24 protein-coding genes and 1 riboswitch are annotated in these 23,421 nt (G+C 72.3%); of the genes, 8 read left to right on the top strand and 16 right to left on the bottom strand.

What is annotated here, in order from left to right; all coding sequences use genetic code 11:
* Positions 1-3: 3 nt before the first annotated feature.
* Complete coding sequence (locus tag ACFTXQ_RS21690) at positions 4-903, bottom strand: LysR family transcriptional regulator (protein WP_382643099.1); 900 nt, start codon at positions 901-903, stop codon at positions 4-6.
* 74 nt (positions 904-977) lie between these two features.
* Here ACFTXQ_RS21690 and ACFTXQ_RS21685 point away from each other — a divergent pair, with 74 nt between their 5' ends.
* Together ACFTXQ_RS21685 and ACFTXQ_RS21680 are read left to right on the top strand one after the other, a co-directional pair.
* Positions 978-1,943 (top strand): DMT family transporter, encoded by a 966-nt coding sequence (locus ACFTXQ_RS21685; protein ID WP_382643097.1) that lies wholly within the window; start codon positions 978-980, stop codon positions 1,941-1,943.
* Between the two features lie 47 nt (positions 1,944-1,990).
* Positions 1,991-2,251 carry a hypothetical protein gene (locus ACFTXQ_RS21680; RefSeq protein WP_382643095.1) on the top strand — a complete coding sequence of 87 codons (261 nt, stop codon included), beginning with the start codon at positions 1,991-1,993 and terminating at the stop codon, positions 2,249-2,251.
* A 32-nt stretch (positions 2,252-2,283) separates the two neighbouring features.
* On the opposite strand, the gene ACFTXQ_RS21675 is transcribed toward ACFTXQ_RS21680, so the two are convergent.
* Positions 2,284-3,618: an aminotransferase class I/II-fold pyridoxal phosphate-dependent enzyme gene (locus ACFTXQ_RS21675; RefSeq protein ID WP_382643093.1), complete on the bottom strand. Its 1,335-nt coding sequence runs from the start codon at positions 3,616-3,618 to the stop codon at positions 2,284-2,286.
* Positions 3,619-3,655: 37 nt separating this feature from the next.
* Between ACFTXQ_RS21675 and ACFTXQ_RS21670 the strand changes: the two genes are divergently transcribed.
* Entirely contained in the window at positions 3,656-4,327 is a 672-nt protein-coding gene (locus tag ACFTXQ_RS21670) for a pyridoxamine 5'-phosphate oxidase family protein (protein WP_382643091.1), read from the top strand.
* Here the strand turns inward: ACFTXQ_RS21670 and ACFTXQ_RS21665 are convergent.
* Positions 4,309-5,292, bottom strand: coding sequence for a DMT family transporter (locus tag ACFTXQ_RS21665; RefSeq protein ID WP_382643089.1), 984 nt, complete (start codon positions 5,290-5,292; stop codon positions 4,309-4,311). The genes ACFTXQ_RS21670 and ACFTXQ_RS21665 overlap by 19 nt on opposite strands.
* A gap of 160 nt (positions 5,293-5,452) precedes the next feature.
* Positions 5,453-6,409: a DMT family transporter gene (locus ACFTXQ_RS21660; protein ID WP_382643087.1), complete on the bottom strand. Its 957-nt coding sequence runs from the start codon at positions 6,407-6,409 to the stop codon at positions 5,453-5,455.
* A gap of 170 nt (positions 6,410-6,579) precedes the next feature.
* Here ACFTXQ_RS21660 and ACFTXQ_RS21655 point away from each other — a divergent pair, with 170 nt between their 5' ends.
* Positions 6,580-7,008, top strand: coding sequence for an SRPBCC family protein (locus ACFTXQ_RS21655; RefSeq protein WP_382643085.1), 429 nt, complete (start codon positions 6,580-6,582; stop codon positions 7,006-7,008).
* A gap of 90 nt (positions 7,009-7,098) precedes the next feature.
* Here the strand turns inward: ACFTXQ_RS21655 and ACFTXQ_RS21650 are convergent, their stop codons facing one another.
* Positions 7,099-7,707 carry a PadR family transcriptional regulator gene (locus ACFTXQ_RS21650; RefSeq protein WP_382643083.1) on the bottom strand — a complete coding sequence of 203 codons (609 nt, stop codon included), beginning with the start codon at positions 7,705-7,707 and terminating at the stop codon, positions 7,099-7,101.
* Positions 7,708-7,889: 182 nt separating this feature from the next.
* On the opposite strand from ACFTXQ_RS21650, the gene ACFTXQ_RS21645 reads away from it, so the two are divergent.
* Complete coding sequence (locus tag ACFTXQ_RS21645) at positions 7,890-8,711, top strand: PhzF family phenazine biosynthesis protein (RefSeq protein WP_382643081.1); 822 nt, start codon at positions 7,890-7,892, stop codon at positions 8,709-8,711.
* Between the two features lie 27 nt (positions 8,712-8,738).
* Here the strand turns inward: ACFTXQ_RS21645 and ACFTXQ_RS21640 are convergent, their stop codons facing one another.
* On the bottom strand, positions 8,739-9,548 hold the full coding sequence (locus ACFTXQ_RS21640; protein ID WP_382643079.1) for a CPBP family intramembrane glutamic endopeptidase: 810 nt from the start codon (positions 9,546-9,548) through the stop codon (positions 8,739-8,741).
* A 127-nt stretch (positions 9,549-9,675) separates the two neighbouring features.
* Entirely contained in the window at positions 9,676-11,220 is a 1,545-nt protein-coding gene (locus ACFTXQ_RS21635; RefSeq protein ID WP_382643077.1) for a glutamate-cysteine ligase family protein, read from the bottom strand.
* Between the two features lie 496 nt (positions 11,221-11,716).
* Here ACFTXQ_RS21635 and ACFTXQ_RS21630 point away from each other — a divergent pair, with 496 nt between their 5' ends.
* Positions 11,717-12,337, top strand: coding sequence for a hypothetical protein (locus ACFTXQ_RS21630; protein ID WP_382643075.1), 621 nt, complete (start codon positions 11,717-11,719; stop codon positions 12,335-12,337).
* A 273-nt stretch (positions 12,338-12,610) separates the two neighbouring features.
* The gene (locus ACFTXQ_RS21625; protein WP_285440842.1) at positions 12,611-12,799 is read left to right on the top strand and encodes a DUF5999 family protein; all 189 of its coding nucleotides are present in this window, start codon (positions 12,611-12,613) and stop codon (positions 12,797-12,799) included.
* Positions 12,800-12,898: 99 nt separating this feature from the next.
* Here ACFTXQ_RS21625 and gcvP read toward each other — a convergent pair whose 3' ends face one another.
* Entirely contained in the window at positions 12,899-15,784 is a 2,886-nt protein-coding gene (gene gcvP / locus ACFTXQ_RS21620) for an aminomethyl-transferring glycine dehydrogenase (protein ID WP_382643074.1), read from the bottom strand.
* A 196-nt stretch (positions 15,785-15,980) separates the two neighbouring features.
* Positions 15,981-16,079: riboswitch (glycine riboswitch) on the bottom strand.
* A gap of 112 nt (positions 16,080-16,191) precedes the next feature.
* Here gcvP and ACFTXQ_RS21615 point away from each other — a divergent pair.
* A complete protein-coding gene (locus tag ACFTXQ_RS21615; RefSeq protein ID WP_382643072.1) occupies positions 16,192-16,560 on the top strand; it encodes a PRC-barrel domain-containing protein in 369 nt (122 codons plus the stop codon).
* A 7-nt stretch (positions 16,561-16,567) separates the two neighbouring features.
* Here the strand turns inward: ACFTXQ_RS21615 and ACFTXQ_RS21610 are convergent, their stop codons facing one another.
* The 8 genes from ACFTXQ_RS21610 to ACFTXQ_RS21575 all read right to left on the bottom strand — a co-directional run bounded on the left by ACFTXQ_RS21610 (position 16,568) and on the right by ACFTXQ_RS21575 (position 23,368).
* The gene (locus ACFTXQ_RS21610) at positions 16,568-18,019 is read right to left on the bottom strand and encodes a DNA polymerase IV (RefSeq protein WP_382643070.1); all 1,452 of its coding nucleotides are present in this window, start codon (positions 18,017-18,019) and stop codon (positions 16,568-16,570) included.
* 52 nt (positions 18,020-18,071) lie between these two features.
* Positions 18,072-18,710, bottom strand: a complete 639-nt coding sequence (locus ACFTXQ_RS21605) for a MerR family transcriptional regulator (RefSeq protein ID WP_382643068.1) — start codon at positions 18,708-18,710, stop codon at positions 18,072-18,074.
* 189 nt (positions 18,711-18,899) lie between these two features.
* Positions 18,900-19,376: a bifunctional nuclease family protein gene (locus ACFTXQ_RS21600; RefSeq protein WP_382643066.1), complete on the bottom strand. Its 477-nt coding sequence runs from the start codon at positions 19,374-19,376 to the stop codon at positions 18,900-18,902.
* Positions 19,377-19,428: 52 nt separating this feature from the next.
* A complete protein-coding gene (locus ACFTXQ_RS21595; RefSeq protein WP_382643064.1) occupies positions 19,429-20,193 on the bottom strand; it encodes a MerR family transcriptional regulator in 765 nt (254 codons plus the stop codon).
* A gap of 45 nt (positions 20,194-20,238) precedes the next feature.
* Complete coding sequence (locus ACFTXQ_RS21590; protein WP_382643062.1) at positions 20,239-20,781, bottom strand: FHA domain-containing protein; 543 nt, start codon at positions 20,779-20,781, stop codon at positions 20,239-20,241.
* A 486-nt stretch (positions 20,782-21,267) separates the two neighbouring features.
* Positions 21,268-22,125: a DUF881 domain-containing protein gene (locus ACFTXQ_RS21585; protein WP_382643061.1), complete on the bottom strand. Its 858-nt coding sequence runs from the start codon at positions 22,123-22,125 to the stop codon at positions 21,268-21,270.
* A 5-nt stretch (positions 22,126-22,130) separates the two neighbouring features.
* A complete protein-coding gene (locus tag ACFTXQ_RS21580; RefSeq protein ID WP_112452698.1) occupies positions 22,131-22,463 on the bottom strand; it encodes a small basic family protein in 333 nt (110 codons plus the stop codon).
* Entirely contained in the window at positions 22,460-23,368 is a 909-nt protein-coding gene (locus ACFTXQ_RS21575) for a DUF881 domain-containing protein (RefSeq protein ID WP_382643235.1), read from the bottom strand. Before ACFTXQ_RS21575 ends, ACFTXQ_RS21580 begins: the two co-directional genes overlap by 4 nt.
* Between the last annotated feature and the right edge of the window lie 53 nt (positions 23,369-23,421).

Here is a 23,421-nt window from a genome sequence, read left to right as displayed (position 1 = left end):
GGCTCAGAGCGCGGCGGCGGCCTGCCGCAGCGACTCGACGGCGGCCCGGATCGAGGGCCTGCGGTCGGCGTCCGCACGCCAGACGGCGTACACGTGGCGGCGTACGGAGTCGCAGACCGGCAGCAGCCGGACCCCGGCCGGCACCGGGCCGCGGCCCAGCTTCGGCGCCACGCACACCCCGAGCCCGGCCTCCACGAAGGCCAGCTGGGTGTGGTGCTCCTCGGCGATGTGGGCGATGCGCGGCTCGATCCCGGTACCGCGGAGGGTGAAGACGAGCCACTCGTGGCAGAACTGCCCCTCGTTCCAGGAGATCCAGTCGTCGTCGGCGAAGTCCGCGAGGGAGATCCCGGTCCGGTCGGCCAGCCGGTGGCCGACCGGGACCGCGATGTCGACGGAGTCGTCCAGCAGATGGGTCCGGGTGAGTTCGGCGGGCACCGGCATGCGCTTGTTGTGCCAGTCGATGGCCAGCGCCAGGTCGAGGTCCCCGCGCACCACGGCGGCCATGCTCTCCTCGGGCTCCTGCTCGCGCACCAGCGGCCGCAGTTCCGGGTGGCCGTCGCGCAGGGCGGACAGGGCCTGGGGCAGCAGTCCGCGCATGGCGGTCGGGAAGGCGCCGATGCGCAGCTCGCCGACGGCGCAGCCGCGCTGGGCCTCCACGTCGGCCTGGGCGAGCTCCACCTGGGAGATGATCCGCGCCGCGTGATCGGCGAGCAGCCGCCCGGCGTCGGTGAGCCGGACCCCGCGCCCGTTCTTGGCCAGCAGGGGCTGGCCGACCTCCCGCTCCAGCTTGGCCATCTGCTGGGACACGGCGGAGGTGGTGACGTGGAGTCCGTCGGCAGCCCCGCTGACCGAGCCGTGGCGGGCGAGGGCGTCGAGGGTGCGCAGGCGCTCCAGGTTCAACATGTAAGCGATGCTACGCCGTCACCCACAGGAAGTCTCGCTTGTCCTACGAAGTTGATACGAGCACAGTAAGTCACATGAGCGCACCGACCACCCGCCGCCGCCCCACCCTCTCCACTCCCGCCCCACCCGCCGTGAAGACCGCCCGCCGGGGCGTCCTCCTCGACTGGCGCGTCCGCTTCGCGATCCTCTCGGTCATCTGGGGCTTCAGCTTCCTGCTGATCAAGGTGGGCACCGAGGCCTACGCGCCGTTCCAGGTGGCCCTGGGCCGGGTCCTGTTCGGCGCGCTCGCCCTCCTGGCCGTCCTGCTGGTCCGCCGCGAGCCGCTCCCCCGGGGCCTGCGGACGTGGGGCCACCTCTCCGTGGCGGCGCTCCTGCTCAACACCGCCCCCTTCTCCCTGTTCGCGTACGCGGAGCTGAGCATCCCCTCCAGCCTGGCCGGCATCTGCAACGCCACCTCGCCGCTCTGGGGCATGGCGCTCTCCCTGGTCGCCCTGTCGGAGGACCGGCCCACGCGCCGCCGCTTCGTGGGCCTGGGGCTGGGCTTCCTCGGCGTGCTCACGGTCCTCGGCGCCTGGCAGGGCTTCTCCGGGGTCGACGCCAAGGGCACCGCGTTCGCCCTGCTGGCCTCGCTCTGCTACCCCGTCGGCTGGATCTACGTCCGGCGCACGCTGGCCGGCACCCCCGGCTCCCCGGTGGCCCTGACCGGCGGCCAGCTGCTCGTCTCCACGCTCCAGCTCACGCTGGTCAGCGGCCTGTTCACGGCCGCGCCGACCTCCTTCCCCCTCTGGCCGACCCTGTCGGTGATCGCCCTGGGCGCGCTCGGCACCGGCATGGCCCTGCAGATGCAGTACGGCCTGGTGTCGGAGATCGGCCCGACCACCGCCCAGATGGTCACGTACTTCATCCCGGTCATCGCCACCACGGCGGGCGTCCTGGTCCTCGGCGAACAACTCCACTGGAACACCCCGCTCGGCGCCGCGATCGTCCTGACGGGCGCGGCCCTCACCCAAACCCGCCGCGGCCCGCGGCGCCCCGCCTGACGTCTGCTACGGTCCGGGCGATCACTGCGACGCCCGGGGGGCACCATATGAACACCGGCATTTTCCTACTGGTCCTGAGCCTGACCGGCCTGATCCTCGGCGGCGCGCTCGCGCTGGACGTGCGGAACTCGGCGACCGCCCTCGCGCGCCGGGGCGAGGCCAACGCCGAGCTGCGCAGGCACAGCCGGGGCCACCTCGACGCGCCCGAACGGACCGTGACGGCCGGCGTCTTCCGCTTCCTCGGCGCGGCCGTCTGCCTGGCCTGCGCCCTGCTCCTCCTGGTAGCGCTCGTGGAACTGGCCGGCTGACGCCCCGGCTCCGGCCGCGCCCCCCGGGGGGGTCAGTCGTAGCGGACCCCCGGCGCGCCCGGCCGGACCGCGTCGGCCACGGCATCCGCCAGCCTCGGCAGATCGGCCGCCGTCAGCAGCGACACCGACAGGCGCACCCCCGGCGGGGCCTCCAGCCGGAACCGGGCTCCGGCCGAGACCGCCCAGCCCGCGGCCAGGAGCCTGGTCACGGCCCCCGTCTCATCGGCCACCGGCACCCACACGTTCAGCCCGCTCCGCCCGTGGGCCGCCACACCCCGCTCCCGCAGCGCAGCGACCAGCCCGTCGCGGCGTTCCCCGTACGAGCGGGCCACCACCGCCCGGTCCACCGCTCCCGAAGTCCACAGCTCCACCACCGCGTACTGGAGCAGCCGGCTCACCCACCCGGGGCCCAGCCGCTGCCGCCCGCGCACCCGGTCCAGCGTCACTGGGTCTCCGGTGAGCACGGCCAGCCGCAGGTCCGGGCCGTACGCCTTCGCCACGGACCGGATCAGCGCCCAGTGCCGCGTCACCCCGGCCAGCGGGTGCAGTTGCAGGTCGACGATCCCGTGGCCGTGGTCGTCGTCGATGACCAGGACCCCGGGGTGTTCCGCCAGCAGTGCCCGCAACTCCGCCGCCCGCCGCGCACCCACCGCCGCCCCGGTGGGGTTCTGCGCGCGGGCGGTCACCAGCAGTGCCCGCGCCCCGGCCGCCAGCGCCCGCGCCACCGCCTCGGTCTTCGGGCCGTCGTCGTCCACCGCCACCGGCAGCATGCGCAGTCCGAGCGCCGGCATCAGGTCGAGCACGTTGCCCCACCCAGGATCCTCGACCGCGACGGCGTCCCCCGGCTTCAGGTGGGCGGCCAGCACCCGCTCGATCCCGTCGAGCGCTCCCGAGGTCACCGCGATCGGCCCGCCCGGCACCCCCTCGGCATCCAGATCGGCCCGGGCCAGTCGCGCCAGTTCGGGGACGACGGGGTCCTCCCCGTAGAGCGTCGGCGCCGCCGCGTACCGCCGGGCGGCTGCCGCCAGTGCCCCGTCGAGCGGAGGCAGCAGCGCCACATCGGGATTGCCCGCGGTGATGTCCCGTACGCCCGCCGGCACCGCCATCCGCGCGGCGTCCCGCGGCGCGCTCGCCGGCCGCGCCCGCACCCGGCTGCCGCGCCGCCCGTCGGTCTCGATGACCCCGCGCTCGCGCAGCGTCCGGTACGCGGCCGCCACCGTGTTGGGATTCACGCCCAGCTCACCGGCCAGCTCCCGCATCGGCGGCAGCAGCGCTCCCGGCGCGAGCGCCCCCGAGCCGACACCCGCTTCGACGCTCGCCGCGATCTCGGATGCGCGCCGCCCTGTGATTGTATAGTCTCCTAGCACAAAGAACATTATGCACTAATGCAATGGAGAGCGCAGCATGACCGCCACGCCTGTCACCGACGCGTACGCGCCCACCGACCGCACGGTCCCCACGCGTTCCCCCCAGCGGGCGCACTACGACCGCGAGACGGTGCACTCGATACTCGACCAGGCCTACGTCTGCCACCTCGGCTTCATCCGCGACGGCGCGCCGGTGGTCCTGCCCACCCTCTACGGGCGGGTCGGCGAGGCCCTCTACATCCACGGCTCCACCGGCTCCCGCCCCCTCCTCGCGGCCGGAAAGGCCGACCCGGGCCTGGCGGTGTGCGTGACGGTGACCCACGTCGACGGCCTGGTGCTGGCCCGCTCGGCCTTCCACCACTCGATCAACTACCGCTCGGTGGTCGTCCACGGCACCGCCTACCAGGTCACCGACGAGGCGGAGCGCCGGATGGCACTCGACGCCCTGGTCGACCACGTCGTCCCGGGTCGCTCCGCGGACTCCCGGCCCGCCAACGCCAAGGAGCTCGCGGCCACGGCGGTGATCCGCCTGGACCTGACCGAGGTGTCCGCGAAGATCCGTACCGGCGGGCCGAACGACGACGCCGAGGACATGGACCTGCCCCACTGGGCGGGCGTGGTCCCGGTCGCGCCGGCGTACGGGGCCCCCGTACCCGCCGCGGACCTGGCCCCCGGCATCGCCACCCCGGGTTACCTCGCCGCGCTCTGAGGACTCCGCGCCACGACGGCCGACGGGCCCGCCGGATCACCGGCCGGCCCGTCCGCGGGCCTGCGCGCCTCGGCCGCGATCAGCGCCCCCACCGCCGCCAGCAGCAGTACGGTGCCCAGCACCACCGCGCCGGTCAGCCGCTCCCCGAGCAGCAGGACGGCGATGGCCGCCGCGCTCACCGGCTCGATCAGCATGATCACGGAGACGGTCGCGGCCCGTACGGCCGCGGCTCCGGTGAAGTAGAGCGCGTACGCCAGCGCCGTCGGCACGGTCGCGACGTACACCAGCAGCCAGAGCACCCGCCCGACCTCGGCGGTGTGCGGCAGCAGCCCTTCGACGGCGCCGAGCGGCAGCAGGCACAGCGCGCCCACCCCCACCGACCACGCGGCGGTGACCAGGGGATCCCCGCCCGCGCCACGCTGTCCGAGCCAGCGGGCCCGCAGCGTCATCGCCGCGTATCCGGCGGCCGACAGCAGCGCCCAGCCGACACCGAGCGGGCGCACCTCACCGCCCCCGCTGCCCAGGACCAGCACGGCCAGGCCGCCGAGCGCCCCCGCGACGGCGGCCGCTCCGCCGCGCCCGAGCCGCTCGCCCATCCAGTACCGCGCCCCGAGGGCGATGAGCACGGGCCCGGCCCCGAGGGTGACCACGGTGCCGACCGCGAGGCCGGTCTCGCGCACGGCGGCGAAGTACGCGGCCTGGAAGAGCGTGAACATCAGCCCGGTCGCCACCAGGGAGCCCACGGAAGGCCGCACCCGCCCCGGCGCCGGGCGGGGCCGGCGTACGGCGAGCACCCCCAGCAGCACCACGAACCCGCCGGCGCACCGCCAGAAGGTCAGGGCGAGCGGGCCGAGGTCACTGGCGAGGAAGAGGAGGGAGGCGGCCGCCCCCGCGGTGCCCCAGGCGGCTCCGGCGACGACGAGGTACAGCAGACTGCGCCCGGCAGCGGGCGAAAGGTTCGACACGTGAAGTCTCCGCGCATGCGTGAAGGATGAAAGAGGCAGGTCATCGCTTCGCGGGCAGCGCGCACCCGCCCGGGAACTCCCGGGCCGGGTGGATTCGCAGAGTGGCCGCCCGCGCTAGGCGGCGGGAGGCGGAAGCACGGTCGACGGCATGCCCGCCACCCTATGCGGCCGTGGTCTCGTGGTCCAGAACGGCCGGATCCGCCGCGGCCGGCGGGGTCGGCCGCGAGGACTGCGCGATGAAGGCGCCGCCCAGGACCAGCCCGCCGCCGGCGATCTGCCAGGTCGAGAGGTGCTCGCCGAGCAGGACCCAGGCGAGCACGGTGGCGACGACCGCCTCCAGACAGGCCACCACGCCCGCGACCTGCGGGGACAGCCTGCGCACCGAGACCACGCCGGTCAGGTAGGCGAAGACGGTGGCGACCAGCACCACCCAGCCGAGCAGCACCGGCGCGGGCAGCATCGTCCCGCCCACGGAGGCCTGGCCCTCCAGCACCTGCCAGTCGATCTCCCACGGCCGGGCGATCACCGTCATCACCAGGGCGCCGATGATCATGCCGTACGCGATCACGCCGAGCGGGTCGGGCACGTCGTCCCCGTCGGTGCCCTGGTCGGCGAAGACGAAGTAGAAGGCCTGGCAGCAGGCCGCGGCGAGCCCGAACAGCACCCCGAGCAGGTCCAGGCTCAGCCCGGCCCAGATCTCCACCACGCAGGCGAGGCCGACGACGGCCACGGCGGCGCCCGCCGCGGCGCCCCGGGTGACGGGCTTGCGCTGCACGAAGCGGATCCAGCCCAGCAGCAGCGCCGGCCCGAGGTACTCCAGCAGGAGGGCCACGCCCACGGGGATCCGGGACAGGGAAGCGAAGTAGAAGGCCTGCACGCCGGCGACGGCGACCAGGCCGAAGCCCGCGATCAGGGCGGGCTTGCGCAGCACGAGGTCGCGGTGGCGCCAGGCCAGCGGGGACAGCACGAGCGCCGCCCCGGCCACCCTGAGCCAGACCATGTGGAGGGGGTCCAGACCCGCCTCGATCAGCGGCTTCGCCGCCACTCCCGAACCGCCGAACGCGCACGCCGAAACCAGGGCGAGGCCCAGTCCGGCGTTCTTGCCTGTCGCTTGCATCGGGCCATCATGACAGGGCCGGTCAGTACCGTCACAGGCATGACACCTGTTGAGACGCACTCGACACCGCGGGACTCCGCCCCGGGATATCTGACTGGTCGTCAGTATTGAATGTTCCGCCCGCCGGGGCTACGTTCCGCCGCACGTACCCGACGAGAAGGGGTGGTCGCATGGCCGAAGTCACCGCGGAATCACGCATCGAGGCGTCCGCCGCGAAGGTCTGGTCCCAGCTGACGGACTGGGACGCGTACGGCCAGTGGAGCATGACCCACACCAATTTCCCGAAGGGCGGCCCGGAGACCCTCGCGGTCGGCTCCACCTTCGCGGAGAACATGAAGATGATGGGCTTCCCCGCCGAGGTCGTGTGGACCGTCTCGGAGCTGGAGGACGAGCGGGTCTTCGCCATCACCGGGAAGGGCCCGATGGGCGTGGCCGTCCTGACCCGGTACACCCTGACCCCGGACGGCGGGGCCACCACCGTCCGCATCGACGGCGAGTTCACCGGCGCCGCCGTCTCCCTGATGGCGGGCAAGCTCAAGGACTCGGCCACCGCCGCGCTGAACGAATCCCTCCGCAAGCTGGCCGGCCTGGTCGCCTGACGCCCGCCCCGGAGACTCGCGTACGCACGACAGCGCGCCCCGCGCACGATGCGCGGGGCGCGCTGCCGGCTGCCGGTGGCCGCCGCGCACTCAGTGCTCGTCGGCCAGGATCAGGTAGAGCTTCTTGCGGGCGTCGTTGATGACCGCGAGGGCCTTCTCGCGCTGCTCGGGCGAGCCGGTCTTGAAGACCTGCCCGAACGCCTCCCACAGACCGACACCGGCCGAGCGGATCTCGTGCATCGCCTCGAAGTCCAGGCCGCGCCCGGCGTCGGCCCAGGGGGCCTCCGGGCCCGACTCGGCCTCGGTGCGGCCCGTGTCGGTGAGCGTGAACAGCTTCTTGCCGCCCTCGCTCGCGCTGGTGATGAGCCCCTCGTCCTCGAGCAGCTGGAGGGTCGGGTAGACCGACCCCGGGCTGGGCTTCCACGCCCCGCCGCTGCGCTCGCCGATCTCCTGGATCATCTCGTAGCCGTGCATCGGCCGGTCGGCGAGCAGCGCCAGGATCGAGGCGCGCACGTCACCCCGCCGGGCCCGGCCGCGCGGTCCGCCGCGGCCCCCGCGCCCGCCGAAGGGGCCGCCGCCGAAACCGGGCCCGAACGGGCCGAAGGCGGCCCGGCGCCCCTTGAACTCCTCCCGACGATCGGGCCCGCAGTGGCCGTGTCCCCGTCCGTGCTCATGTCCGTGCTGTCCGTGTGAACGCATGACCGCGCTCCTTTCGTCACGTTGTCCCTGCTTCATCGGTTGTCCGATGTCTCCACTATCGTTGATCCATCGCGATGCGTCAACGATATATCGGAAACTTCTTCAGCGAACAGCGCGGAACAAGGCCAGTCACCCCGGATTGGCCTTTGTCGGTGATCGAGGAACGGCCCTACGGTCGGGGGATGCGCATCCGAATCGTCGACGCCTTCACCGACCGCCCCTTCCACGGGAACCCCGCCGGAGTCCTGCTCCTCGACGGCGAGTTCCCCCCGGACGCCTGGCTCCAGCAGGTCGCCTCCGAGGTCAACCTCTCCGAGACCGCCTTCGCACACCCCCTGCCGCCCGGCGGGGACGCCGACTGGGCGCTGCGCTGGTTCACCCCCGCGGCCGAGGTCGACATGTGCGGCCACGCGACGCTCGCCACCGCCCACGTCCTCGCGACCTGCGGCCTCGCCACCGGCCGGATCCGCTTCAGCGCGCGGTGCGGCATCCTCACGGCCGAGGCCGCCGGGGACGGCACCATCACCATGGACTTCCCGACGTCCACCCTGACCCCGGTCGCGCCTCCGGTCGCCGTCGACCACGCGCTCGGCGGCGCCCCGATCCTCTCGGTGCACGACACCGCCGACCACATCGGCGACCTCCTCGTCGAGCTGGCGGACGAGAAGACCGTCCGCGAACTGGCGCCGGACCACGCCGCCCTGCGCGCCTTCGCCCGGCGCGGGGTGATCGTCACCGCGCCCGCCGAGGATCCCTCCCTCGGGTACGACTTCGTCTCCCGCGGGTTCTTCCCCGCCTTCGGGATCGACGAGGACCCGGTCACCGGCAGCGCCCACACCGCGCTGGCCCCGTTCTGGGCCGAGCGCCTGGGCCGTACCGAACTGACCGGCCTCCAGGGCGGCGCCCGCAAGGGTCTCGTACGGGTGACCCTGGCGGGCGAGCGCACCCTGCTGACGGGACACGCGGTCACCGTCCTCGACGGGGAACTGCTCACCTCCCCGTGACCCCCGCAGGCCGGGCCGGCCCGGCCGTCACGGCGTCGGCAGCCAGCCCACCTTGCCGGCGAGCAGCGCGTACCCGCCGAAGGCCACGATGTCGAGCAGCGCGTGCGCGACGACGAGCGGCCCCACCCGGCCCCAGCGGCGGTAGGCCAGCACGAACACGACGCCCATCACGACGTTGCCGATGAAGCCGCCGATGCCCTGGTAGAGGTGGTACGAGCCGCGCAGCACGGAGCTGGCCAGCAGCGCGGCCATCGGCGACCAGCCCAGCTGGTCGAGCCGGCGCAGCAGGTAGGCCAGCACGATGACCTCCTCCACCACGGAGTTCTGCACCGCGGAGAGAATCAGCACGGGGAACTTCCACCACACGTCGGGCAGCGCCTCCGGCACCACCGTGAGGTTGGCCCCGGAGGCCCGGGCGCCCAGGTAGAAGACCAGCCCGGCGCTCCCGATCCCGGCGGCCACCAGGGCACCGCGCCCGAGGTCCCCCAGCAGCCGGGTGCGGTCGAAGCCCAGCACCCGCAGCCCCGGCGCCCCCTCGCGGGTCAAAAGGTGCGCCACCAGCAGGACGGGGACCAGCGCGGTGCCGATGCCGAACAGCTGCCAGGCCAGGTCCAGCCAGGGCCGGCCGGGGGCGTGGGAGGCGTTGAGCGTGGCGGCCTGGTCCTTGAGCCCGCCGGGCTTGGTGAGCGAGCCGATGAAGCTGATGAGCGCCGAGACCCCGCTCGCGCCCAGCGACAGCGCCAGCACGAGCAGCGTCTCGGTGCGCAGGAGCGCCCTTCCGGGACGCGGCCCGTCCCCGCCCAGCTCCACGACCACCGGCTCCGGCTCCGTGCGCACGCCCGACTCCCGTTCCCGCCGTCCCGCCGCGCGATCGCACGGCGGGATTCCGTTTCCGACCTCCCCATACTGCCTCCTCGGCGGGCCAAGGGGATCATCGCGGCGGAACGGCGGGACGGGCGGCGGCTCAGACCCCGCGCTGCGCCGGGATCACCACCTCCTCCTCGGGGGGTGTGCCCAGGCCCACGGGCCAGGTGTGCACCGGGTCGCCCTTGTGCATCAGCTCGCTGTAGCGCCGGGTGGTCGCGGCCAGCGCCTCCTCCCGGGTCAGCCCGGAGGCCAGGGCCCGGTGGTAGGTGTCCACCTGCCAGGTCGCCCCGTTCACCCGCCGCCGGCAGCGCTCCTCGATGATCCCGAGGTAGCGGTCGCGGTCCGCGGGCTCGATGCCCCAGGCGTCCAGCCCGGCCGCCGCCATCGGCAGCAGCTCGTCCAGTACCAGCCGCACCGCGGACACGCCGGCCAGCCCGCCGCCCCGGCCACGGCGCGGCCACCGCAGCCGCGCGTCGATCCCGTACCGGCAGGCGGCGTCGAAGTTGGCCTCCGCCTCGGCGAACGGCAGCCGGGTCCACACCGGGCGCGGCTCGTCGGCGAGGGTCCGTACGAGCCCGTAGTAGAAGGCGGCGTTGGCGACGACGTCGGCGACCGTGGGTCCGGCCGGCAGCACCCGGTTCTCCACCCGCAGGTGCGGCACCCCGTCGGCGACCCCGTACACGGGCCGGTTCCACCGGTAGACGGTGCCGTTGTGCAGCACCAGCTCCTGGAGCGCCGGCACCCCGCCCTCGGCGAGGACCCGCAGCGGCTCCTCCTCGTCGCAGATCGGCAGGAGGGAGGGGAAGTAGCGGACGTTCTCCGCGAAGAGCTCGTACGCGGAGTCCACCCAGCGCTCCCCGAACCAGGTGCGCGGGCGCACCCCCTGGGCCTGGAGCTCGGGCGGCCGGGTGTCGGTGGCCTGCGTGAACAGCGGCGGCCGCGACTCCCGCCACAGCTCGCGCCCGAACAGGAAGGGCGAGTTGGCGCCGACGGCTATCTGCACGGCCGTCACGGCCTGCGCGGCGTTCCACACGTCCGCGAAGCGTGCGGGGGTCACCTGGAGGTGCAGCTGTACGGAGGTGCAGGCGGCCTCCGGCACGATCGACCCGGAGGTCCACTCCAGCCGCTCCACACCCTCGATGTCGAGGGTGAAGTCCTCCCCGCGCATCATCAGGATCTGCTCGTTGAGCAGCGAGTAGCGGTCGACCGCCGAGAGGTTGGCGGTGACCAGGTCCTCGCGGGAGATCGTCGGAAGGATGCCGATCATCACCACCCCGGCGTCGATCTCCGCGGCCTGCCGGTGCGCGTAGCCGAGCCCCGCGCTGAGTTCCTCGGCGAGCTGGTCGAATACCCGGCCGCCGAGCCGGTGGGGAAGGACGTTCACCTCCAGGTTGAACATGCCGAGTTCGGTCTGGAAATCAGGACTCGCAATCCGCTCCAGTACCTGCGCATTCACCATTCTCGGCAAACCGTCGGCACCCGCGAGATTCAGCTCGATCTCCAGTCCCATCATGTTCTTCGGGCGATCGAACCTCTTCTCCGCCAGAAGTCGCTCCAGTCCCTCCAGGCACTCGTGAAGCTTCCTTCGATACCGCTGGCGATCGGACAGGTCGAATCCGCCCGCCACGACCTTCTCCCCCATCGAAGCGTCCCTCCTCGAGTGGGCCTGGCCCGGGGCACCCGGACGCGTGTGTACGGTCGATGATGCCCAGACAGCGTGATCCATAACGCCGGTGGGGGCGCGAGTGGCGCGGAGCGCGCGCCGGTTTGGCCGAAGGGAGCTTCGGCACATTCACCTGGCAACTCCCCGCGCGCACATTCCCCCTCGACTTTGCCCCTCCCGAATAACCGATGCTTTCCAGCCGAGCCCCCTTCCGGTAACCTCCGAGGTCAGCGCGGAACGTTCGCGCGCAACCGGCATGAATGCCATGTCAGCGGGACCGGTAAGCGCCTTGTCGGCAATAGGCGGGACAGCTAGCCGAAACACTGCGTGAACACATGTCGTATAAACTCCGCAAACGAGGCAGAGAGTTGGCGCGCGGCCATTGCCCCTCAGCCCCCCTCTGGCCCCAGAATGCGACAGCGCCGTCCGCACCTGCCCCCGTTCCACAGGTCTCCCAAGTGAGAGGCGACCCACCATGCCGCTGCATGTCCCTCCGGCTCCCGCGCCCGCCCTGCGCAGCGTCCTCGCGGCACTCGGTTCCCCCACCGCCGTCCATGAGGCGCACACCCCGTCCCTGCGCGCGATCCAGGGGCCGCTGACCGCCGAACTCCCGCTCCCGGTGCACGTCCTCGACCGGCTGGACATGTCGGGTCTGGCGGCTGGCGGCCGGCCGCCGCGCACCCGGCTCACGGGATGGCGGTTCCTGATCCGCAGCGGCGACCGCTACGTCGCGGCCGCCGACACCCGGCTGACACCGGACGGCTGGGCCTTCTCGCACTTCTTCGAGGGCCCCTACGTCGCCGCCACCGAACGCGCCCTGCGCCAGGCGGAGTCCCTCGGCACGAACTACCAGCCCCGGCTGCTGTCCGTACCGGAGCTGTACATGCTGACCCTGTGGCTGCACGGTGCGGTCGGCGCCGACGCGTCGGCCGGCCTGCCCGCCGGCGAGGACCTGCTGGTGCCGCTGGCCCCGGCCCCGCCCGGCATCGCCGCGTACCGGCCGCATCCCGTCTCCGAGCTGCTGCCCGTCATGACCCACCGGCTGACCCCCGCGACGGCGCCGGTCCCGCCCTCGCTGGCCGCTCCGGCGGCCTGACCTGCCCGGTGACCCGGGTTGCCCATTCGGCCTAGTCCGCTCGGACCAGTGGCGAACCATCCGAATTGACAGGGGAGTTGGCCTGAACCGCCCGCACGGGTGATGCGTCATCAATCTATGAGGACAGCCGGCGGGAAATGCCTGCGAAGCGGCTGTCGTGGGGGAAGACTGATGACAAGCTCCCCGCGGGTGCGGGGATGACCCAGGGGGACGGCCATGAACAACGTATCGAGCCGTAGCACGCAGACCACACCGCAGCGAAAGAACGCATCCATGTGCCAGCATCAGCCAGCCTGCCCGTCAGCCGATTCCGCCGACCGGGAGGCCGCGCACCCCGTGGCCAATCACCCGGAGCAGGGCTGGAGCCTGCTGTGCAATGGCGTCCTGCTCTTCGAGGACACCGGTGAGCTGCTGCCCGACGGCCAGATCATCGCCCCGCATCGCCCGCTCGCGGCGGCCTAGCCGACGGAGCAACGAGAACGACGACGAAGGGGCCGGTCCGGGAGAACCTCCCGGACCGGCCCCTTGTTCATGCCGTCACCTCACGCCAGGCGCGTCGGCTCAGTTGTCGTACTCGTCCAGCGGCGGGCAGGAGCACACCAGGTTGCGGTCGCCGAACGCACCGTCGATGCGGCGCACCGGCGGCCAGTACTTCTCGGCGGCCGTGACCCCGGCCGGGAAGACCGCCTCGTCGCGGGTGTACGGGTGGTTCCACTCGCCGCCCAGCGCCGCAGCGGTGTGCGGGGAGTTGGCCAGCGGGTTGTCCTCCAGCGGCCACTCGCCCGAGGCGACCTTCTCGATCTCGGCGCGGATGGCGATCATCGCGTCGCAGAACCGGTCGATCTCGGCGAGGTCCTCGGACTCCGTCGGCTCGATCATCAGCGTGCCGGCGACCGGGAAGGACATGGTCGGTGCGTGGAAGCCGTAGTCGATCAGGCGCTTGGCGATGTCGTCCACGCTCACGCCCGTCGCCTTCGACAGCGGACGCAGGTCGATGATGCACTCGTGCGCGACCAGGTTGCCCGGGCCGGTGTAGAGCACCGGGTAGTGCGGCTCCAGGCGCTTGGCGATGTAGTTGGCGCCGAGCACCGCGACCTGGGTCGCGCGCTTGAGGCCCTCGCCGCCCATGAGGCGCACGTACGACCAGGAGATCGGCAGGATGCCCGCCGAACCCCACGGCGCGGCCGAAATCGGGCCGACGCCCGTCTCCGGACCGGCCGTCGGCTGGAGCGGGTGGTTCGGCAGGTACGGGGCCAGGTGCGCCCGGACGCCGACCGGGCCGACGCCCGGGCCGCCGCCGCCGTGCGGGATGCAGAAGGTCTTGTGCAGGTTCAGGTGCGAGACGTCCCCGCCGAAGTGACCCGGCTTGGCCAGGCCCACCAGGGCGTTGAGGTTCGCGCCGTCCACGTAGACCTGGCCGCCGGCGTCGTGCACCTGGGCGCAGATGTCGGCGACGTGCTCCTCGAACACGCCGTGCGTGGAGGGGTACGTGATCATCAGCACGGCGAGCTCGTCGCGGTACTGCTCGATCTTGGCGCGCAGGTCGGCCGCGTCCACCTCGCCGTCGTCGGCGGTCTTGACGACGACGACCTTCATGCCGGCCATCACGGCGCTGGCGGCGTTGGTGCCGTGCGCGGAGGACGGGATGAGGCAGACGGTGCGCTGCTCGTCGCCGTTCGCGCGGTGGTAGGCGCGGACGGCCAGCAGGCCGGCGAGCTCACCCTGGGAGCCGGCGTTCGGCTGGATGGAGACCTTGTCGTAGCCGGTGACCTCGCAGAGACGTTCCTCCAGCTCGGTGATGAGCGTGAGGTAGCCCTCGGCCTGCTCCACCGGGGCGAAGGGGTGCAGCTGACCGAATTCGGGCCAGGTCACCGGCTCCATCTCGGTGGTCGCGTTGAGCTTCATGGTGCAGGAGCCCAGCGGGATCATGCCGCGGTCCAGCGCGTAGTCCTTGTCCGAGAGCTTGCGCAGGTAGCGCAGCATCGCGGTCTCGGAGCGGTGCTGGTGGAAGACCGGGTGGGTCAGGTACGCGTCCGAGCGCAGCAGGCCCTCGGGCAGCGTGTCGGCCGTGGTCTCGTCGAGCGCCTCGATGTCGGCGGTGACGCCGAAGGCGGCCCAGACGGCCTCGATGTCGGCGCGCAGGGTGGTCTCGTCGCAGGAGACGGAGACGTGGTCGGCGTCGGCCTGGTAGAGGTTCACCCCGCCCTTGCGGGCGGCGGCGACGACCTCGGCCGCACGGCCCGGCACACGGGCCGTGATGGTGTCGAAGTACGAGCCGTGCACGATCTCCACGCCGCCGGCCTGGAGACCCGCGGCGAGCAGGGCCGCGTAGCGGTGGGTCCGGCGGGCGATCGTCCGCAGGCCGTCCGGCCCGTGGTAGACGGCGTACATGGCCGCCATGACGGCCAGCAGCACCTGCGCGGTACAGATGTTGCTGGTGGCCTTCTCGCGGCGGATGTGCTGCTCGCGGGTCTGGAGGGCCAGGCGGTAGGCCTTGTTGCCGTCCGCGTCCACCGAGACGCCGACGAGGCGGCCCGGCAGCGAGCGGGCGTGCTTGGCCTGGACGGCCATGTAACCGGCGTGCGGTCCGCCGAAGCCCATCGGGACGCCGAAGCGCTGCGTGGTGCCCACCGCGATGTCCGCGCCCAGCTCGCCCGGGGAGGTCAGCAGGGTCAGGGCGAGCAGGTCGGCGGAGACGGTGACGATGGCACCGAGCTCGTGCGCCTGGTCGATGAGCGGCTTGATCTCCCGCACGGCACCGGAGGCGCCCGGGTACTGGATCAGGACGCCGAAGACACCGCGCTCGGCGATCTCGGCCGGGATGCCGTTGCTCAGGTCGGCCACGACGACCTCGACACCGGTCGGCTCGGCGCGGGTCTCGATCACGGCGATGGTCTGCGGCAGCACGTCGGCGTCGATGAGGAAGACGCCGTCCTTGACCTTGCCCACGCGGCGGGCGAGCGACATGGCCTCGGCGGCCGCGGTGCCCTCGTCGAGCAGCGAGGCACCGGAGGTCGGCAGGCCGGTCAGGTCCGCGACGACGGTCTGGAAGTTCAGCAGCGCTTCGAGGCGGCCCTGCGAGATCTCCGGCTGGTACGGCGTGTAGGCCGTGTACCAGGCCGGGTTCTCCATCACGTTGCGGAGGATCACCGGCGGCGTGAAGGTCCCGTAGTAGCCGAGACCGATCATCGGGGTGAGGACCTGGTTGCGGTCGGCGAGGGAGCGCAGCTCGGCCAGTACCTCGGCCTCGGTGCGCGCCTCGGGCAGGTTCAGCGCTTCTGCGGTCTTGATGACATCCGGCACCGCGGCGGCGGTCAGGTCGTCCAGGGAGCCGTAGCCCACCTGGGCGAGCATCTTCGCCTGCGCCTCGGCATCCGGGCCGATGTGGCGCTGCTCGAAGGGGATGCCTCGCTCCAGCTGGGAGAGCGGAATGCGGTTGGCGGTCATTACGGAGGCCTCCTGGTCGTATGACCTGCGAGGGGCACCACGGCGCGGGCACCCGGACGGCCTCCCCCTCTGTCATCTCAACCTGAGAGTTTCACCGGGCCTCACGGGGGTCGCCCGTGCGGTCCGGCTTTCACCGTCGGTGAGGAGGGGAACCGGCACTGCGCGCCCGGTACCCGCCCCTGCTTTCCAGAGTGGCCTCGTCCGTGCGGTACGTATGCCTGAGAGATTCCGGGGAGGATTTGCTCCTTCGGCGCCTCCGTCACGCTCACTCGGAGGACTCTCCCGCACAGGGTCGACAGCCGTCACCCAGCCTACCAGCGAGGATCTGGAGCCTCCCCGAGTGGCCTGCTTTCCCGATATGCACTTCTGTAGTGCTTACGGAGGAGTTGCGACCATTTGGAGGGACCGTGCAGACCGACATCGATCCGCGCAGCCTGATCGGCCGCAAGGCGTTCGACCGCAACGGCGCCAAGATCGGCACCGTCGACGAGGTCTACCTCGACGATGCCACGGGCGTCCCTGAATGGGCCGCCGTCCGCACGGGCCTGTTCAGCCGGGACGCCTTCGTGCCGCTGGAGCCCAGCGAGCTGGTGGGCGACACCCTCCGGGTGCCCTTCGACCGCTCCCTGATCAAGGACGCCCCCGACTTCGGCGTCGGCCGCCACCTCTCCCCCGAACAGGAGCTGCAGCTCTACCACCACTACGGCCTGGACGTGACCCTCCCGACGGACTTCCAGCACGACTTCGGCCGACTGGCGGGCGACGACACCACCTAGGACGCCCCTAGACCGCCCCTAGACCGTCCCTTCCGGCTCCGTCCCCCACCAGCGGCAGCGGATCGGACGGCTCCAGGTCCGGGTCCTCCACCCGGAAGGTCCGCACCCGGCCGGGCGGCGATCCGGGCTGCTCGAACCGTACGGTCACCCGCCCGACCCCGCTGCCCTGCACCCACCCGGGCCCGTACACCGCGTGCCGTACGTCGCTCCCGGCCGGCCACCGCCGCTCGGGAGCGGCCTCGGCCCCGCCGGGCGCCCCGGGCGGGGCTGACGGCCCCGGCGCCTGGTCGGCGGCCGCCAGGGCCTCCACACCCCCGCCCACCGCGAGGACGGCACCGCCGGGCTCCCGGCCCTCCCCTTCCGCCTCGGCGGCCCGCGTCTCCTCGGCCTGCGACTGCGCGAACAGGTCCTCCTGCGTGTAGTCCGCCAGGCCGGTCACCCCCACCCCCAGCAGCCGCACGCCGCCCGTGGTGTCCACACCCTCCAGCAGCCGGGCGGCCGCCTCCCGCACCACCGCGGGGTCGTCCGTGGGCCCCCGCAGGGTCTCCGAGCGCGTCAGGGTGGAGAAGTCGTACCGGCGCACCTTCAGCACGATCGTGCGCCCCGAATGCCCGGATCCCCGCAGCCGCTGCACGCACCGGTCGGCGAGCCGCTGCACCTCGCCGCGGATCCGCACGCGGTCGTGCAGGTCCACGTCGAAGGTGTCCTCCACCGACACCGACTTCGCGTCCCGCTCCGCGACCACCGGCCGGTCGTCCAGCCCCAGCGCCATCCGGTACAGCCCGACGCCGTGCGAGCGCCCCAGCATCCGGACCAGCTCGTCCTCGCCGGCCTCCGCCAGCTCCCCCACCGTGGTGATCCCGGCGCGGCGCAGGTGCTCGCCGGTGGCCGGCCCGACGCCGGGCAGGGTCCGCACCGACATGGGCGCCAGCAGCTCCCGCTCGGTGCCCGGCTCGATCAGCAGCAGACCGGCCGGCTTGGCCTCCTCGGAGGCGACCTTGGCCAGCATCTTCGACCCGGCCAGACCCACCGAGCCGCTGAGGCCCGTGGCGGCCCGGATGTCGGCCCGCAGCCGCTCCCCCGTCGCCCTGGCCGTCGCCGAGTCGAAGGCGGTCCCGCCCGCCTCCAGGTCCACGAAGGCCTCGTCCAGGCTCAGGGGCTCCACCAGCGGCGACAGTTCGCGCAGCAGGGCCATCACCACGTCGCTGACCTCGCGGTAGAGGCTGAAGCGCGGTATCAGGTAGGCGCCGTTCGGGCAGAGCCGCCGCGCCTGCGCCATCGGCATCGCCGAATGCACTCCGAAGCGCCTGGCCTCGTACGAGGCGGTGGCGACGACGCCCCGCGGCCCGAGCCCGCCGACGATGACGGCCTTCCCGCGCAGGCTGGGCTTCGACGCCTGCTCGACGGAGGCGTAGAAGGCATCCATGTCCAGATGCAGGATGGTCGGCGCGGCTCTCACACCCCGATGCTGCCCTACGCCACTGACAACGCGGTGATCTTCGCCCCGCGGGTCAGACGGCGCGATTGCGGCGAGCGGCCAGCTCGTCGGCCGGGTTGTGCCCGATCAGGGTCTCGCCGGTGTCCACGCGCTCCCCGTGCAGCTGCGACAGCGCGCTCTCGACGTCCCGCCACACCACGCCCACGGCGATGCCGAAGACGCCCTGCCCGCCCTGGAGCAGGCTCACGACCTGGTCCGGCGAGGTGCACTCGTAGACGGTGGCGCCGTCGCTCATCAGGGTCATCCGCTCGAGGTCGCAGAACCCGCGGTCGCGCAGGTGCTGCACGGCCGTGCGGATGTTCTGGAGCGCCACACCGGTGTCCAGGAAGCGCTTGACGATCTTGAGGACGACGACGTCGCGGAAGCTGTACAGCCGCTGCGTGCCCGACCCGTAGGCGGGCCGCACGCTCGGCTCCACCAGCCCGGTCCGCGCCCAGTAGTCGAGCTGCCGGTAGGTGATGCCGGCCGCGGCGCACGCCGTCGGCCCGCGGTAGCCGATCTGCTCGGGCGCCGGGTCGCCCCCCACCGGTCCGACCGGCGTCGACTCCGGCTGACGGCGCGCGGAACCGGCCGCGCTGCCGTGCAGCGGGTACGGTCCACCGTCACTCCGTACGGGGATGCCCCCGGTCGTACCGTCGCCCGTGATCCTCACGCCGACCCTCCGTCCTTGACCTGCCACCTTGAAGGTAGGCAGTCACCAGGGGTGCGTCAACGATCGCCACACTCGGCACGCCGAGTGATAATCACCCTGAGAGTGGTTTCCCGTATCCCTTTGCGGGGAAAGGCTACTCGAATGGGCTGAAAGTCCTGCGAGGACGACACGAGCGGCGCGGCCGGCGGCTCACTGCTGGGGGCCGGTGCCGAAGTCCTCGGGCGAGATCTGGTCGAGGAACTCGCGGAACTTCTCCACCTCGTCCTCCTGCTCGTCGGGAATGGCAATCCCGGCGTCGTCGAGCACGCCGTCACTGCCGTAGATCGGCGTCCCCGTCCGCAGGGCCAGCGCTATGGCGTCGGAAGGCCGCGCGCTCACCTCGACCCCGCTGGCGAAGACGAGCTCCGCGTAGAAGACGCCCTCCCGCAGATCCGTGATCCGGACCTCGGTGAGCTCCTCGCCGATCGCCTCCAGCACGTCCTTGAACAGGTCGTGCGTCAGCGGCCGGGCAGGGGCCATCCCCTGCTGCGCGAAGGCAATGGCGGTCGCCTCCCCTGGACCGATCCAGATGGGGAGGTACCGGTCGCCTCCCACTTCACGCAGGAGCACGATCGGTTGGTTCGAGGGCATTTCCACCCGGACACCCACAACGTCGAGCTCGTTCACACAGTAACCCTAGGACGTGCCCGGCCGGTTTGGGTAGTCGGGGCCCCCTCCATCACGGTAGACGCACCCCGAGGGCCGTCTGTACGAGCGCCTCGTGGAGCCGTACGGACAGCCCCGCGAGCTCTTTCAGGGTCGCCTCGGCGTGCGCCCTGGTCTGCGGGTTGCGGTGCCGGCGCAGCGGTGCCACGACCTGCTCCACCAGGCCCGCCTCCCGGTCCGCGGCGGCCTTCATCGCGCGCAGGTGCCGCGGCTCCAGCCCGAACCGCCCGAGATCGGCCACCAGCCGGGCCACGGTGACGGCCTCCGCGTCGAAACCGCCGCCGGGCGCCTCGGCGAGCAGCCCGTAGGACTCCCACTCCACGAGCTGGACCTCGTCCACCTCGGCGGCGGCCAGCAGCTCCGCGCGGCCCACCCGGGCCGCGGTCGGCCGCTCCCGGCCCACCTCGCCGTAGACGGCCGCGGGGCCGGCGGGATCCACGGCGTCCCCGTGCGCGGTGGGCGCCGGGATACGGACCTGCTCACCGCGCGCGACCGCGTCGAGCTGCTCGCGGATGACCTTCAGCGGGAGGTAGTGATCGCGCTGCAGCCGCAGGATGCGGGCCAGCCGCTCGACGTCCTCGGTGCTGAACTTGCGATATCCGGAGGGCGTGCGCCGGGGCTCGACGAGACCCTCCGCCTCCAGGAAACGGATCTTCGAGATCGTGACTTCGGGGAACTCGTCACGCAGCGTGGTGAGCACCGTACCGATGCTCACCAGCCGCCCGGCCGAGCCGGCGGCGCCGTTCTTTCCGGCACCGCCCGTCGTGGTGCGCAGCATGGGACCTTCCCTCTGGGGGTCCCCCGGACCGCGCCCGGGGGAGGGTCAGGCGCTCCGCAGGCTCGCGTAGAAGACCAGCCGGTACTTGCCGATCTGCACCTCGTCGCCGTTGTGCAGGGCGACGGAGTCGATCGGCTCACGGTTCACGTACGTGCCGTTGAGGCTGCCGACGTCGGAGACGGTGAAACCGCCGTCCTGGCCCCTGCGGAAGTCGACATGGCGCCGGGAGACGGTGACGTCGTCCAGGAAGATGTCGCTCTGCGGGTGCCGGCCCGCCGTGGTCAGCTCACCGTCCAGCAGAAAGCGGCTGCCGGAGTTGGGGCCGCGCCGCACGATGAGCAGGGCGGAACCCGGGGGCAGTGCCTCCACCGCGGCCTGGGCCTCGGGGGACAGCGAGGACGACACGTGCTGTTGTCCCGACACCTCGGCCTCGTAGGCCTCGAGGCCCGAGATCGAGATGGTGGACGTGGTCTCCGAGGCACGCTCCGGCGTCAGACCCGCCCGCAGCGGCGCCCCGCAGTTGGAACAGAAGCGACTGGCCGCATCGCTGCGGTGTCCGCACCTGCTGCAAATCTGCTCGGCCGACATGGACGGCTCCTCGCGCCGCGGCTGCCCCGCGGAGGCGTTGGTCGCATACGGGTCGGGGGCAAACCCTCCACCCGTAGTAGAGGTTGATGGTTCACCGAAACCTATGCGTCCGGAACCAGCAGGGTCAACAGACGACGCGCCGTACGCGCCCGAATCGTCGCCCGCGCCCGCGACCTCATCCCGGAAGAGCGGCCGGTCGCCCTGCCCTTCCGCCTCACCGTGGCCGGCGCGGTGACGTGCCGCACCGCTCTCCTCACGGTTCTTCTTGCCGAACAACTTCTCAAACAACTTCACGGGCGATTCCCCTTGACCGAAACAGACCCGCCCGTGGGGCAGGACGAACTCCGAATGCACAACCTGCCGACCCGGACATTCTCACAACGTCCGTAACCACCAGACAGTTTCCACCACGCACCGCGACTTCGGTGCGCCGACCCCCCGCAGGCATCCTCCCGCGTGAGCCGGTCCACTCTCCGCTCCGCTTCCTCACGATGACGACCGAGCGTAGTCAGGCTGCTTCGCAGCCCGCAAGGCATCCACAACGATCTTCGCCGACCGTGTGACGGCGACGGTCGCCTGTTCCTTCTCCAGCGTCTGCACGACACCGCCGGGGATGTTGAGCGCGGGCTCCAGATCCTGGGCCTTGCCGATCACCCGGAACTCGTAGGGCTGTGTGATCTTCCTACCGTCGATTCCGACCCCACCGCTCTCGTCCGAGAAGTACGAGCCCGCCACGATGCGCACGCCGTTGATCTGGATCGCCTCGGCCCCGGCCGCCCGCAGCTCCTGGAGCGTGTCCAGCAGCTGGTCGGACCGCACCTGACCCTTGGGATCGGTGATCCTCAACGTGATGCCCGGGCCCTGCGCTGCCACCGTACCGGCCAGGATGCCGAGTTGGCGCTCCTTCTCCACGGTCTGCCTGCGGGCCTCCTCGGCCTGGTTGGAGCTGCTCTCCAGCTCCTTGCGCTGGTCCTCCAGCTTCTGCTTCTCGTCCTCCAGGCGCTTGGTCCGCCCGTCGAGCTCGTCGAGGATCCGTACGAGGTCCTCCTGACGGGCTCCCCGCAGCGCGCTGGAGTCGCTGTTCGACCGCACCTGGATGGCCAGACCCAGGCCCAGGACGAACAGCAGCACCGCGACGATCAGTTGGGCCCGGCTCACCCGCGGCGGCCACAGCCCGGCCGCGAGCCGCTGCCGGCCGGTCTGCTCGGGCCCGGCCGGCGGGACGTCGGCGGACGGCCCCGCGGGAAGGGCGGGAACAGGCGGGACCGGCGGAATCGCCGCCCCGGGACCTTCCGATCCCTCGGGACGCTCCGGACGCTCGGGCGGGGTATCGCTCGTACTCATCGGCCTCACGCCCGGAACACGTGCCGACGGATGGCCGCGGCGTTGGAGAAGATGCGGATGCCGAGGACCACGACCACGCCCGTGGAGAGCTGCGAGCCCACGCCCAGCTTGTCGCCGAGGAAGACGATCAGTGCGGCCACGACCACGTTCGACAGGAACGACACCACGAAGACCTTGTCCACGAAGATGCCGTCCAGCATCGCGCGCAGACCGCCGAACACCGCGTCCAGCGCCGCCACCACGGCGATCGGCAGATAAGGCTCCACCACGGCCGGCACTTCGGGCCGGACCAGAAGTCCGACCACCACTCCGACCACGAGGCCCAGTACCGCGATCACGATGCACCCTTCTGCTGCTCTGCTGCTGTAGCTGTACGTACGGTCAGGCTCGACGCGGCCGGCAGCCGCACCTCGTCCGCGGCGGACAGGGTGTAGCGGATCCCGTAGCTCTCCTGGAGAACGTGCAGGTACTGGCCGTCCGCCGAATCCTGGAACGCCGTGCCGAGCCGCTTCTTGTCCCCCACCGCCAGCACCTCGTACGGCGGCACCAGCGGCCTGTTGTCGACCAGTATCGCGTCACCGGCGGCCCGGATCGCCGACAGCGCCGTCAGCCGCTGCCCGTTGATCGAGACGGCCTCCGCCCCGGACTGCCACAGCCCGTTGACGATCTTCTGCATGTCGCGGTCGCGGAGCCGGCCGGTGTCCGAGAATCCCGCGCTCTCGCGCGGACCGCCACCACCGCCCGAGGAGGACCCCTTCGCGTCGTCCACGACGAGCTTGATCCCCGGCCCGCGGACCTCCGTGGCACCGGCCAGCAGCGCCACGAGCTCACCCTGTCCCCCGCCGGGCTGCTTGAGCGCGGCCCGCTGGCGGTCGGCGACGTCCGTCCGCAGGTGCTCGATGTCCCGTTCCAGGGTCTTCGCGTGCTCGTCGGCCCGCTCCACGCGGTCGATCAGTTCCTGACGCTCCTTGGCCAGCACCGGCGCGGCTATCCGCGCCTCGGCGGCGCCGAGCGTGACGACCATGGCGGCGAGCACGAGCCCGGCGGCGAGCGCCAGCTTGGCCTTGAGGGTGCGGGGCAGCCCCGCCGTACCCTCCGCCTCGCGCCGGGCCGAGGCCTCCGCGTAGCCCTCGTCGAGACTGTGGTCCATCACGTGCGTCAGCAGCGACATGGAGGCGTCCGGGCGCGCGGGCGGAGGAGACGCCGAGCTCCGGTTGGGGGGCGGCTGCGACATGCCGCACATCGTCGCATGTCGGCGGCGCACACACCGAATGCACCCGTCCGGCGGGCCGGGGC

The sequence above is a fragment of the Streptomyces sp. NPDC057010 genome (assembly GCF_042673805.1).
GTDB lineage: Bacteria > Actinomycetota > Actinomycetes > Streptomycetales > Streptomycetaceae > Streptomyces.
Note: the sequence above shows the minus strand (reverse complement) of the source record. Positions and strands in the feature narration are given on the sequence as shown.